10 protein-coding genes are annotated in these 12,767 nt (G+C 71.9%); 8 read left to right on the forward strand and 2 right to left on the reverse strand.

Features of this window, described 5'->3' with window-relative positions; genetic code table 11:
• The first annotated feature begins 42 nt into the window (after positions 1-42).
• From ITJ69_RS02870 to ITJ69_RS02890, 5 genes are read left to right on the forward strand one after another with little or no spacing between them, the layout of a single operon-like run.
• Positions 43-1,107 (forward strand): LLM class flavin-dependent oxidoreductase, encoded by a 1,065-nt coding sequence (locus ITJ69_RS02870; RefSeq protein ID WP_111086881.1) that lies wholly within the window; start codon positions 43-45, stop codon positions 1,105-1,107.
• The gene (locus ITJ69_RS02875) at positions 1,104-1,832 is read left to right on the forward strand and encodes a cysteine hydrolase family protein (RefSeq protein ID WP_194671951.1); all 729 of its coding nucleotides are present in this window, start codon (positions 1,104-1,106) and stop codon (positions 1,830-1,832) included. Before ITJ69_RS02870 ends, ITJ69_RS02875 begins: the two co-directional genes overlap by 4 nt.
• Positions 1,829-3,163: an NtaA/DmoA family FMN-dependent monooxygenase gene (locus ITJ69_RS02880; protein ID WP_194671952.1), complete on the forward strand. Its 1,335-nt coding sequence runs from the start codon at positions 1,829-1,831 to the stop codon at positions 3,161-3,163. The genes ITJ69_RS02875 and ITJ69_RS02880 overlap by 4 nt, the downstream gene beginning before the upstream one ends.
• A gap of 1 nt (position 3,164) precedes the next feature.
• A complete protein-coding gene (locus ITJ69_RS02885) occupies positions 3,165-4,874 on the forward strand; it encodes an MDR family MFS transporter (RefSeq protein WP_323742924.1) in 1,710 nt (569 codons plus the stop codon).
• A 14-nt stretch (positions 4,875-4,888) separates the two neighbouring features.
• Entirely contained in the window at positions 4,889-5,392 is a 504-nt protein-coding gene (locus ITJ69_RS02890; protein ID WP_194671953.1) for a flavin reductase family protein, read from the forward strand.
• A 104-nt stretch (positions 5,393-5,496) separates the two neighbouring features.
• Here ITJ69_RS02890 and ITJ69_RS02895 read toward each other — a convergent pair whose 3' ends face one another.
• A complete protein-coding gene (locus ITJ69_RS02895) occupies positions 5,497-6,084 on the reverse strand; it encodes a TetR/AcrR family transcriptional regulator (protein ID WP_123939119.1) in 588 nt (195 codons plus the stop codon).
• A 73-nt stretch (positions 6,085-6,157) separates the two neighbouring features.
• Complete coding sequence (locus tag ITJ69_RS02900) at positions 6,158-8,362, reverse strand: MDR family MFS transporter (protein WP_159573990.1); 2,205 nt, start codon at positions 8,360-8,362, stop codon at positions 6,158-6,160.
• Between the two features lie 96 nt (positions 8,363-8,458).
• On the opposite strand from ITJ69_RS02900, the gene ITJ69_RS02905 reads away from it, so the two are divergent.
• From ITJ69_RS02905 to ITJ69_RS02915, 3 genes are all read left to right on the forward strand, one after another.
• Positions 8,459-8,923, forward strand: coding sequence for a MarR family winged helix-turn-helix transcriptional regulator (locus tag ITJ69_RS02905; protein ID WP_131845216.1), 465 nt, complete (start codon positions 8,459-8,461; stop codon positions 8,921-8,923).
• Between the two features lie 105 nt (positions 8,924-9,028).
• A complete protein-coding gene (locus tag ITJ69_RS02910) occupies positions 9,029-10,801 on the forward strand; it encodes a DEAD/DEAH box helicase (RefSeq protein ID WP_123672920.1) in 1,773 nt (590 codons plus the stop codon).
• A gap of 265 nt (positions 10,802-11,066) precedes the next feature.
• Complete coding sequence (locus ITJ69_RS02915) at positions 11,067-12,395, forward strand: fibronectin type III domain-containing protein (protein ID WP_194671954.1); 1,329 nt, start codon at positions 11,067-11,069, stop codon at positions 12,393-12,395.
• The last annotated feature ends 372 nt before the right edge of the window (positions 12,396-12,767 follow it).

Consider the following 12,767-nt stretch of genomic DNA (forward strand, 5'->3'; position numbering starts at 1 on the left):
TCGTCACCGAGTGTTCCGCAACGACCAGAAAGGCGGCGTGAGATGCCCGCGAAGGAGTACGGGATCTTCCTCCCGATCGGCAACGGCGGGTGGATGCTCTCCACCACGGCACCCCACCCCGAGGCGACCTACGCGTGGAACAAGCGCGCGGCGCTGCACGCCGAGACGATCGGCCTGGACTTCGTGATGTCGATGGCGAAGTGGCGCGGCTTCGGCGGCTCCACCGACCACTGGGGTCGCTCCCTCGAGTCGATGACGATGATGGCCGGCATCGCCGAGGCCACCGAGCGGGTCAAGATCTGGGCGACGATGCACGCCAACGTCCACAACCCGGCGGTCGCCGCGAAGATGTACACGACGCTGCAGGACGTCTCCGGCGGCCGGGCCGGCATGAACATCGTCAACGGCGCCTACGCGGCGGAGTTCGAGCAGTTCGGGATCTGGGACGCGGCCCTCAGCCACGCCGACCGGTACCGGATGACGGAGCTCTGGACCGAGGCGGTCACGCGCCTGTGGACCGAGGACAGCGTGACGATGCACACGCCGTACTTCGACCTCGACGCGTGCGAGTCCCGCCCCCACCCCGCATCGCGGCCGACCATCATCAGCGCCGGCAAGTCCGAAGCGGCCCGGGCGTTCCAGGCGAAGCACGCCGACGGCGCCTTCCTGGCAGCGGACAGCCTGGACGAGATGCGCGACCTGTCCCGCGACGTCCACGACCGCGCCGCCGCCGAGGGACGCGAGTGCCGCACCTACTCGATGCTCACGGTCGTGCAGGGCGAGACCGACGCCGCCGCGCAGCGGAAGGTGCGCGAGTGGGGTGCCGGCGTCGACCGCGAAGCACTGGCCTCGATGCGGGCGTCGTGGGGCGTCCCCGCCGAGCAGGCGCGTGCCTGGGCGGACGGTGCTGCCGGTGAGGACGCGTTCCAGACCGCGTACGTCGCCGGGTCCGCCGAGACCGTCACCGAGCACATCGAGTACATCGTCGACCGGGGCGAGCTCGACGGCCTGATGCTGATCTTCCCCGAGTACGACCAGGACATGGTGCTGTTCGGGGAGACCGTCCTGCCGGCGCTCCGCCAGCACGACGCGGCGGTCGTCCGGTGACCGGGGGACCCGACGCGGGTCGCGACCCGCGGCTCGCGCAGTTGCTGTCCGCTCCGCTCCGCCCCGCGCTCGTCGTCGTCGACGTGCAGCGCGACTTCGGTGAGCCGGCGCGGATCGCCCCCTACGGACTCGACGACCGCGCGTCCGTCGCCGTGGCCGCCGCCGTCACCCGCATCGGCTCGCTCGTCGACGAGGCCCGCGCAGCGGGCGTCCCCGTCGTCTGGGTCGAACTCGGCAGCGACCCGGCCCGGCCGTGGCGCTCCAGCACGTGGCTGCGCGGGGGCGACCCGGACGGCCCGATGCCGGACGACGAGCCCTGCCGGATCGGCACGGAGGGCGCCGAGTGGTACCGCACGGCGCCCGAGCCCGGTGAGACACGCGTCGTCAAGCGCGGCTACAGCGGGTTCCTGGGCACCGACCTGGAGGCCCGGCTCACCGCCGCAGGGATCGGCTGGGTCACCGTCGTGGGACTCACGACCGAGTGCTGCGTCCTCGCCACCGCACAGGACGCGATGCAGCTCGGCTGGCCCGTGGTGGTCCCGCAGGACGCCACCGCCGCGTACGACACCGACGTGCACGACGCCGCGCTCACCCTGATCGACCTCAACGTGGGCGTCGTGACCGACGCCGACGAGACGGTGGCGCTGTGGCGCGCGGCTGCTGACGCTGCTGCGTCTGCGTCTGCGTCTGCGTCTGCGTCCGCTTCGCCGGTGGGTGCCCGATGAGCGGCATGCACCTGGCCTACGACCTGTCCTTCACCCACACCGAGGGGCGGTGGGCAGCGGCCGGCAGCTGGGTCGGCCAGGACTTCCCCGACGTCCGCATGTACATGGAGGTCGCCCGGACCGCCGAGCGCGCAGGCGTGGACATGCTGTTCTTCGGCGACGGGTCCGGTGTGCCGAGCACGTGGCGCGGCAGCATCGACCCGGCCGTCGAGTGGGGCATCCAGTGGCCCCGGCAGGACATGTCGCCCGTGATCGCCGCGATGTCCACCGTCACGGAGCACATCGGGTTCGGGCTCACCTACTCGTCCACGTTCACCCACCCCTTCTCCGTCGCCCGACTGCTCAACTCCCTCGACCACGTCACCGGCGGGCGGATGGCGTTCAACGTCGTCGCCTCGTCGCGGGGCGCGGACGCGGCGAACTACGGGTCCGACCACCTGATCGACCACGACCTGCGGTACGAACGGATGGAGGAGTTCATCGGCGTCTGCCGTGCGCTCTGGGACTCCGTCGCCCCGGACGCGATCGTCCGCGACCGCGCGACCGGCCGGTTCGCCGACCCGGCCGGGGTCCACCCCATCGACCACGACGGCCGCTTCTTCAAGGTGCGCGGCCCGCTCGCGAGCGTCCCGAGTCCGCAGCGGCACCCCGTCGTCGTGCAGGCCGGCAACTCGCCGCGCGGCATCGCCGCCAGCGCGTCGTTCGCCGACCTGGTGTTCGGGTTCGGGTCGAGCGTCGCCGGACAGCTCCGGCACCGGAACGCCCTCGACGCAGCGCTCACCGGCGCCGGTCGGGACCCGTCCGGCGTCGGGATCCTCTGGGCGACCCAGGTCATCGTCGGCGCCACCGACGCCGAGGCCGCCGCCCGCCGTGACTCGCTGCTGTCGTTCTGGAACCGCGAGGCCGTCGGCACCTTCATCTCGCACAACGCCGGGTACGACTTCTCCACGCTCCCGGAGACGTTCCGCCTCGGCGAGCTGCGCGACGAGATCGTCGCCGCGCAGGCGAGCCCGGCCGGCCTGGTCGGCAGCCTGGTCGCCGAGTTCGGCGAGGACCACACCATGGACCGCGACGACTTCTTCGAGCACGGCTGGCGTGCCGCGACGGGCCTCGACCACATGCTGGTCGGCGACGCCGCGGGGGTCGCCGACGCCCTGCAGGAGAACTTCGCGGCCACCGGCGGACGCGGCGGCTACATGCTGTCCAGCCCGCTCGGCATGCCCACCGGGTTCGCCGACCTGAGCGAGCTGCTCGTGCCGGAGCTGCGTGCCCGAGGTGCCCTGGCGCCGCGGTACCCGGGGTCGACGCTCCGCGAGAACCTGGCGGTGTGAGGTGACCCCGGCCCGTCGGTGGCTCGCGCTCGGCGGGCTCTGCCTCGGCTTCTTCATGCTGCTGCTGGACAGCACGATCGTGTCCGTCGCCCTGCCGGACATCGGCAGCAACCTCGGCACGGAGGCGTCGCTGTCGGTCTGGGTGAACAGCGCCTACCTGTTCGCGTTCGCCGTGCCGCTCCTCGTCGCCGGACGGCTCGGCGATCGCTTCGGGCACCGCCGGGTCTACCTGCTCGGGCTCGCGGTGTTCACCGTCGCGTCGGTCGGGTGCGCGTTCGCACCGGGGATCGGCGCGCTCATCGTCTGGCGCGCCGTGCAGGGCGTCGGTGCCGCGCTGCTGACACCCCAGTGCCTGACCGTGATCCGCTCGTTGTTCGAGCCACCCCGGCTCGCCGTCGCGCTCGCCGTCTGGAGCGCCGGTGGCGGTGCGGCGACCGTCGCCGGCCCGATCGTCGGCGGCGTGCTCGTCGAGGCGTGGGGGTGGCCGTCGGTCTTCCTGGTGAACGTGCCCGTCGGCATCGTCACCGCCGTCGCCGTGCTCCGGTTCGTGCCGGTGTCCCGACGCATCGCGGTGCCCCTGCCGGTGCTCGCCGTCGTCGGGGTGACCGCCGGGGTGTTCGCGGTGGTCGTCGGTGTCCAGGGCACGGGCGACGGCGTCCTCGCCGCACCCCTGCCGCGGGTCGGTCTGGTGGTGCTCGGCGCACTCGTCGTCGCCGCGGTGCTCACGGTGCAGCGCCGCGCGGGGGACCGGGCGCTCGTCCCGCTCGGGTTGTTCCGCGACCGCGGGTTCGTGACCGGTTCGTGGGGCGCGACCGCCGCGTCGTTCTGCGTCGGCTCTGCCCCGATCCCGCTCATGCTCGACCTGCAGGACGGACGTGGTCTCGGACCGGGTGCCGCGGCCCTCGTGCTCGTGCCGATGGGGGTCGCCTGCCTGGCCGCCGCACCGTTCGTCGGCCGCACGACGAACACCGCGGGCCCCCGTGCGACGGCGACCATCGGCGCCGTCCTGCTCGTCGTCTCGGTGGCACTGACCGCCGTGCTCATCGGGACCGCCGCACCCCTCTGGGCAGTGGCGACGGCGTTCACCGGCTTCGGGGTCGCGAACGCGTTCGTCTGGTCCCCGTTCTCGCTCGCGGCGGTGCTCGGCGCCGGATCGGCGACCATCGGTGCGGCGTCGAGCACCTTCAACACCGTGAAGCAGCTCGGTGCCGTCCTGGGCAGCACGGTCACCGCCGTGCTGCTCGCGGTGTCGACCGACGCGGTGGCCCTCGGTGCCCTGGCGCTGGCGGCCCTCGGGGCACTCGTGGCAGCTGCGTCCCTGCCAGGGCGAGCGCCGGCGGTCCTGACCGGCGCGGTCGTGCACGGCGCCGGAGTCGGGCACGGGCTCGGGTTCCCGACCGCCAACCTGCTGCCCGACGACGGGGGCGCGGTGCCGTCGGACGGGGTCTACGTCGGCTGGCTCACCGCGCCGACGTGGTCCGGTGCCCGTGAGGCGCTCGTGTCGATCGGCAGCAACAGCACCTTCGCCGACCGGCCGCGCACCGTCGAGATCCACGTGCTCGACTTCGACGGCGACCTGTACGGCACCCCCGTCGAGCTCACCGTCGGCCGTCGGCTCCGGCGGCAGCGCACGTTCCCCGGGCCGGACGCCCTCGTCGCCGCGATGCGTGCCGACGAGCGCCGTGCCCGCACCCTGCTCGCCCGCTCCTGAACGAAGGAACCACCATGCAGCACGACTTCACCGACGACCCGCTCGACATCCGCGAGGCGATCGCCGAGGTCCCCTCCGTCGTGGCCGCCATCGCAGCCCGGGTCGACGGCGTGCCGGTCGTCATGGTGGCGACGTCCCTCACCGTCGGGGTCTCGTACGACCCGCCGCTCGCGACGATCGCCGTGCAGCACTCGTCGACGACCTGGCCGTACCTGGCCGGCGCGCCGGTGCTCGGCATCTCCGTGCTCGCCGAGGGGCACGCGGCGCAGACCCGGCAGCTGGCCTCCCGCGATCGGGCGCAGCGACTGGTCGGCGTGCCGTCCACGGACACCGGGGCGGGAGCGATCCTGCTCGACGGCGCCCACTCGTGGCTGGAGTGCTCGGTCGAGGCCGTCCACCGCGCGGGCGACCACGACATCGTGGTGCTGCGGGTGCTCCGCTTCGCCCGCGACTCCGCGAACGCCGCGCTCGTCTGGCACCGACCGTCGCGGCGGCGAGCAAGCGTCGCCACCGCCTGACGTTCTTTCCCAGAACGCGTGCGATGGGAAGCGGAATCGGGCGCACCTGGTCAGAAGTTCCGACCCGGTACGCCCGAAACGACTCGGTACGCGGCACGACCCCGTCAGGAGGCCAGCGCCGCCATCTCGCGCACCACGGCCCGGAGCCGCACCGCGAGCTCGTCGTTGTTCCGCACGGAGTCGCGGTGGGCGGCCTCGCTGAGCGCCGACATCACGAGCGTCACCGCCGTGCGAGCGGTCTGGTCGTCGGTCCTGGTGCCCACGACGCTGAGCAGGGACTGGCGCGACTCGGCCATCCACTGCATCACCATCGACGACATCTCGGGCCGGAGGACCAGCAGCTCCTTCATCCGGCGGCGGTCCTGGGACAGCGGTACGGTCGCCGCGACGAGGGTGCAGAGGTCGTCGACCAGGCCGCCACGAGCCTCGGTGAACCATGCTGCGGAAGGCTCCGGGACCTCGACGGAGTCGAGTCCGAGGGCGGCGTGCGCCTTGGACGAGAAGTAGTTGAAGAAGGTGCGGGGCGAGACGTCGGCATCGGCGCAGATCTGCTCGATGGTGACGCCGTCCAGCCCGTGCGCGGACACCAGCGTCAGGGCCGCGTCGTGCAGCGCCTGCCGGGTCTGCTGCTTCTTGCGCTCCCGCAGGGTGCACGGCTCCGTCGCCACTGCAGCTGCCGGGGTGGTGATCACGTGGACTCCTGGTGGTGGGGGTTGGTGGGCCGCCCGTGCCGGAAAGGGGGCACGGCACGGACGGCCCGGTCGGTCACCGACGGTGCGTCGGCGCGGATCCGGTCGAACCCGATCCGGTGGGCACCGATCCGGTCGGCACGGACCCGGTCATCGGACCGGTGAACGAGCCGGCGTCGGCAGCGGCGGCGCCGGCCTCGGCCTCGAGCTGGGCCTCGGCGGACAGGTCGGCACGCTCCTGCAGGGCGGAGCGCTGGCGCAGCGGCGGCACCCGGAAGAACCAGGTGAGCACGAACGCGAGCAGGATCACACCGAGGCCGACCCAGTAGATCGTCACGGACGAGGCGTTGAAGCCCGCCATGAACGGTCGGGTGAGGCGGCTGTCGGCACCGGTCAGGAACGAGGTGTCGTTCGTGCTGGTGGCGCTGTCGCTCGTGGTGTTGCCGTCGTCGATCTTCTTCGCGAGCTCCGGGGTGAGCTCGTCGACCCAGTACGAGCGCTGCGAGGCGTTCGACCAGTCGACGGACACGGTGCCGTCCTGCACGCTGGCGTGTGCCTGGTCGGCGACCTGCTCGAGGGCGGACTGCTCGGCCGCCGGCGTCGCCGCTGCGACCTGCCGGTCGATGACGGACTGGGCCGAGGCGGCGGGGACCGCACCGGCGGCGACCTGCTGCTGCACTGCTGCCGTGACCTGCTCGGTGACCGCGGCGTCGGCGGCCTGCGTCGCCTTCGCCGAGGCAGCGTCGAGCTGCGACTGCACGGTCTTCGTCAGCGGGGTGACGACGGGCGTCCAGATCTTGTCCATCGCGCCCTGGTTCGCCTTCGCGCTGGCGACGGTGGGGTTGAGCGCGGCGTCGAGCGCCGGGCCGAGGTCCTTCTCGTTCGCGGTCGCGTGCAGGATGTTCGCCGGCATCACCGAGAACAGGATCGACAGCAGGACGGCGGTGCCGAGCGTTCCACCGATCTGCCGGAAGAACGTGGCGGACGACGTGGCGACGCCCATGTCACGAGCCTCGACGGAGCCCTGCGAGGCCAGGGTCAGCGACTGCATGACCGAGCCGAGGCCCAGGCCGATCAGGAACATGCCGATCATCAGGAACCACAGCGGCTTGTCGATCGACATGAAGGTCAGGACGACGTAGCCGGCGGACACGAGCGCGGTGCCGATGACCGGGAAGATCCGGTAGCGGCCGACGCGGGCGACGATCTGACCGCTCGTGATCGAGGCGATCATGAGTCCGCCGACCAGGGGCAGCGTGGCGAAGCCGGACTCGGTCGGGGTGAGCCCCACGACGATCTGCAGGTACAGCGGGATGGTGAGCATCGCGCCGAACATCGCGAAGCCGACCAGGAACCCGATGACGGTCGCCATCGAGAACGTGCCCGAGCGGAAGAGCTTGAGCGGGATGATCGCCGCGTCGCCCATCTTCGACTCGATGAGCAGCAGCCCGACCAGGCCGACGACCCCGACGACGTAGCAGGCGATGGCGGCGGGGGAGCCCCAGCCCCAGATGCGGCCCTGTTCGGCGACGAGCAGCAGCGGCACGAGGGTGACGATGACGGCGGTCGCGCCCCACCAGTCGACCTTGGGCTTCGCGTCGTCGGCACTGTGCACCTTCGGCAGGTGCAGGAAGACGATGACCATGAGGAGCGCGGCGACGCCGATCGGCACGTTGATCAGCAGGACCCAGCGCCATCCCGTGATCCACAGGATCTCGGAGGAACCGGCGAGCAGCCCACCGATGAGCGGCCCGATGACGGACGAGATGCCGAACACGGCGAGGAAGTAGCCCTGGTACTTGGCACGTTCGCGCGGGGCGAGGATGTCACCCATGATCGCGAGCGGCAGCGACATCAGCGCACCGGCACCGATGCCCTGCACGGCACGGAAGGCCGCGAGCATGAGCATCGAGGTGGACATCGACGACAGGACGGCGCCGAGGATGAACACGACGATGCCGAAGATGTAGAGGGGCCGGCGGCCGAAGATGTCGGAGAGCTTGCCGTAGATCGGCGTCGCGATCGTCGAGGTGATCAGGTAGGCCGTGGTCACCCAGGCCTGCTGGTCGAGGCCGTGCAGGTCGTCGCCGATGGTGCGGATCGCCGTGCCGAACACCGTCTGGCCGAGGGACGACAGGAACATGCCCGCCATCAGGCCGTAGATCACCAGGAGGATCTGGCGGTGGGTCATCAGGGGCTGCGGGCCGGTCCCGCCGGAGGCTGCTGGGGCCTCGGCGGTGTGCCGACCGTGCTGCACCTGGACGGGTGCGGTGGCGGTCATCGAACTCCTTTTTCGTGCTGTGTAACTTTGCAGACCGCGCAACGATACATCTGTTGCTTCCAGCAAGCAACTAAATGTGCCCGCTACGCTGGCCCCATGTCCGACGACCGGCGTGCCGCCGAGCGACTCCTGCGATCCCAGCTCGACCGGCTGTGGGTCCGGCAGACCCTGCGTTCCTCGCTCATCGAGTCCAGCGGCGGCCTCGACCCGACGGCGCGGGTGATCCTGCGTGCCGTCGCCGGTCACGGACCCGTCCGGGCGACGGCGATCGCCGACGCGACGGGCCTGTCCCGCCCGGTGATCAGCCGCCGGGTGGCGTCGCTGGTCGAGGCCGAGCACCTGGTCGGCTCGCCGGACCCCGCCGACGGCCGAGCGACCCTGGTCTCGCTCGCGCCCGCGGGCAAGCAGTTGCTCGACCAGCTCGACGCCGCCGGTGCCGAGGTCTTCGACGACCTCACCGAGGAGTTCGCCTCGGACGAGTTGCGCTCGCTCGCCGAGATGCTCACGCGGCTGAACGACCGGGCCGACGCGGTCCTCGGGATCGGCACCACGCGCCCGTGACGTGACCACGACGAGGACGGGAGGCACGGGGCGGGCCCGCCCCGTTCCTCCCGTCCGCACGCCCCCCGGTCACTGCGGAGCGTGCATTCGAGATACCGTTGGTGTATGAGCACGGACACCGCCACCACCACCGAGACCACCGACGAGGGGCCCGTGGTGACCTTCGCCGATCTCGGCCTGAGCGATGCTGTGCTCAAGGCCGTCAAGGACATCGGCTACGAAACCCCTTCCGCCATCCAGGAAGCCACCATCCCCACACTGCTCGACGGCCGCGATGTCGTCGGCCTCGCGCAGACCGGAACCGGCAAGACCGCCGCCTTCGCGCTGCCGATCCTGTCCCGCATGGAGCCCGGCAGCAAGAAGCCGCAGGCCCTCGTGCTGTCCCCGACGCGCGAGCTCGCCCTGCAGGTGTGCGAGGCGTTCGAGCAGTTCGCGTCGCACATGAAGCACGTCCACGTCCTGCCGGTCTACGGCGGTCAGGCGTACGGCGTGCAGCTGTCCGCCCTGCGCCGCGGCGTCGACGTCATCGTCGGCACGCCCGGTCGCATCATGGACCACCTGGCGAAGGGCACGCTCGACCTGTCCGAGCTGAAGTACCTCGTGCTCGACGAGGCCGACGAGATGCTCAAGATGGGCTTCGCCGAGGACGTCGAGACGATCCTCGCCGACACCCCCGACGACAAGCAGGTCGCGCTCTTCTCCGCGACCATGCCCGCGCAGATCCGCCGCATCTCGCAGCAGTACCTGACCGACCCGGCCGAGATCACCGTCAAGACCAAGACGAAGACCGCCGCGAACATCACGCAGCGCTACCTGATGGTCTCGTACCCGCAGAAGGTCGACGCCCTGACCCGCATCCTCGAGGTCGAGGACTTCGAGGGCATGATCATCTTCGTCCGCACCAAGAGCGAGACCGAGACCCTGGCCGAGAAGCTCCGGGCCCGTGGGTACGCCGCCGCCGCCATCAGCGGTGACGTCGCCCAGGCCCAGCGCGAGCGCACCGTCAACCAGCTGAAGTCCGGCAAGCTCGACATCCTCGTCGCCACCGACGTCGCCGCCCGTGGCCTCGACGTCGACCGCATCACGCACGTCGTGAACTACGACATCCCGGTCGACATCGAGTCCTACGTGCACCGCATCGGCCGCACGGGTCGTGCCGGCCGCTCGGGCGACTCGATCAGCTTCGTCACCCCCCGCGAGCGTCGCCTGCTCTCCGCGATCGAGCGCCACACGAAGCAGCCGCTCACCCAGATGCAGCTGCCGACGATCGACGACGTCAACGAGACGCGCCTGACCCGCTTCGACGACGCGATCACCGCGGCGCTCGAGGACCAGGGCCGCATCGCCGCCTTCCGCGACGTCATCGCTCACTACGTCGAGCACCACGACGTCCCCTCGGACGACGTCGCCGCCGCCCTGGCCGTCGTGGCGCAGGGCGATTCGCCGCTGCTCCTGACCGCAGCCGACGACGCCCTCCGCACGCAGATGGAGCGCGACGCCCGCCGTGGCGAGCGCGACGACCGCGGTGCACGTGACGACCGTGGGCCGCGCAGCGACCGAGGTGGCGACCGTGACCGTGCGCCCCGCCGTTCGCAGCCGATGACCGCCTACCGCATCGAGGTCGGCCGCCGCCACCGCGTCGAGCCCCGCCAGATCGTCGGCGCCCTGGCGAACGAGGGTGGCCTGCGCCGCGACGACTTCGGTGCGATCCGCATCCAGCCGGACTTCTCCATCGTCGAGCTGCCCGCCGACATGGACGGCGGCGTGCTCGACCGCCTGACCGACACCCGGATCAGCGGCAAGCTCATCGAGATCAAGCCCGACCGCCGTGGTGGCGGCCGCCGCGACGAGCGTCCGGAGCGCAAGCCCCGCTACTGACGCGAGTCGCGTCGTCGACGCGAGTCGCGTCCTGGACGCGACCACCTCTTGACGGGAGGCACGGTGCCAGCTGGCACCGTGCCTCCCGTCCGTCGTCCGGTCGCGTCTCCCGCCGCGGGCCGCCCCGCCTGCCGGCGTTGCGTCACCAGCCTTGCGGTGCGGGGAACCGCAGATCACGCTCGGATCCGTTCCCCTGGCGCCCGAGCGGTGCTGTGATACCTGGAGCCGTGACGCAGGGAGCCGCGGAGAAGGCAGGGGAACGAACGTGTACCGAGCACTCATCACCGTCGCAGCAGCGGCGGCGCTCGTCATCGGGGGAGTGGCGCCGGCGACGGCAGCCCCCTCGTCCTCGGCGCCCGGAGCGCCCACCACCGTCCGGGTCACCGGAGCCGGCGACAGCGCGACCGTGACCTGGGGTGCCCCGAAGTCCGGCGCGAAGGTGACCGGCTGGAAGGTCACGATCGCCCCCGCGCAGCAACAGCCCGGCAACGGCGTCGACCGGCTGCCGGCGAAGGCGCGGTCCGACCGCTTCGGTGACCTGACGCCGAAGACGACCTACAAGTTCTCGGTCCGGGCGATCGGCGCGAAGAAGTCCGGCCGCACGATCCTGGTCCGCTACACCACGCCGTCCGTGGTCGACACGACGCAGTCGCTGTTCGCCCTCGACGCGTCCGGCAACGTCGTGCGGTTCGCCGAGGACGGTTCCGGCGCTGGCAAGGTCGTCGCGGCCAACGGGACGGGCTTCGCCGCGGACGACGTCGGCGACGTGTTCACCCCGTCGGCCGACCGCACCTCCATCCTGTTCCACCCCGCCGACGGCAGTGCCACGCGGACGCTGGCGACCGGGCTGCACCTGACCGCCGACCTGCGTTCCGACGTCGCCGGCAACCTGTACTGGATCGACTCGGTGACGGGGGCAGTGCAGAAGCTCCCCGTCGGCAGCTCCACCGCGACGACCGTGCTCGACCTGACTGCCACGGGCAGCGGCCAGCGGTTCTGGACCGTCACCCCCGACGGCAAGGTCGTCGCCGTCGGCGGTTCGCAGATCTCCCCGATCGTCGTGGGCACCGGCACGGCCGCACGGGCGATCACGCTCCCCGGCAGCTCCGGCGTCGGGTACCCCGCAGCGGTCCTCGCCGACTCGCACGGCAACGTGTACGTCGACATCCGTTCTCCCGGTGGCGCCGGCTCGTGGGCCTGGTACCAGCTGAAGCCGGGCGCCACGGCGCTGACGCGGATCGAGCCCCGTCTGGCGTTCGAGTACGCGGCTGCCAACGCCGACGGGTTCTCGCTGCTGCAGTCCGCCGAGTGGTGCAGCGCCCCCGCCGAGTACCCGACCAGCCCGGCCGGCTGCAAGGTCGACCGCACGATCCCGGACAAGCTCGTGGTCGGCTCCGGTGGGAAGTCCACCGTGGCGGTCTCCGGCATCACGGCGGGGTCGCGCGGGGCGAACACGGGTGCCGCCTCCGACGACGGCGACGTGTTCGCGAACGTCGACAGCGGGCCCTCGGCCGGGCTGTGGCGCGTGCTGGCCTCCGGCGGGGCTGCGCAGCAGCTGTCGTCGGCGCAGTACTCGCGGCTGCTGGTGATCTGACCGGCAGACCGAGGCAGGACGGGGTGGGACGCAACGGCGCGTCCCACCCCGTCCTGTGTTCCGGGCGTCGGGGGCGGTGGGTGCGGCGGGGCCCGAGGTTCCGAAATCTTGGAGTGTCGGCGCTCTCTCGGTCACTCCGTGGAACCTCGGCGGCACACTGGCGGCGTGTTGTGGAACCTCGGCGGCGCCCCGGTGTCGCGGGGTGGGGGCGCGGGGTGGGCGTGCAGGGTACGGGGTCCGAGGTTCCGAGATCTCGGAACCTCGGCGCGCTCTCGGCCGCTCCGTGGAACCTCGGCGGCACACCGGCGGCATGTTGTGGAACCTCGGCGGCGCCGCAGCCCGCCGCAGGCCCCCGCCGCCGCACCGCCGCCT

Source organism: Curtobacterium sp. VKM Ac-2887 (assembly GCF_015350935.1).
GTDB lineage: Bacteria > Actinomycetota > Actinomycetes > Actinomycetales > Microbacteriaceae > Curtobacterium.

Coding starts and splice junctions, on each gene's coding strand:
- ITJ69_RS02890 (WP_194671953.1), top strand. CDS start 4,889: ATGCAGCACGACTTCACCGACGACCCGCTCGACATCCGCGAGGCGATC.
- ITJ69_RS02870 (WP_111086881.1), top strand. CDS start 43: ATGCCCGCGAAGGAGTACGGGATCTTCCTCCCGATCGGCAACGGCGGG.
- ITJ69_RS02900 (WP_159573990.1), bottom strand. CDS start 8,362: ATGACCGCCACCGCACCCGTCCAGGTGCAGCACGGTCGGCACACCGCC.
- ITJ69_RS02910 (WP_123672920.1), top strand. CDS start 9,029: ATGAGCACGGACACCGCCACCACCACCGAGACCACCGACGAGGGGCCC.
- ITJ69_RS02905 (WP_131845216.1), top strand. CDS start 8,459: ATGTCCGACGACCGGCGTGCCGCCGAGCGACTCCTGCGATCCCAGCTC.
- ITJ69_RS02880 (WP_194671952.1), top strand. CDS start 1,829: ATGAGCGGCATGCACCTGGCCTACGACCTGTCCTTCACCCACACCGAG.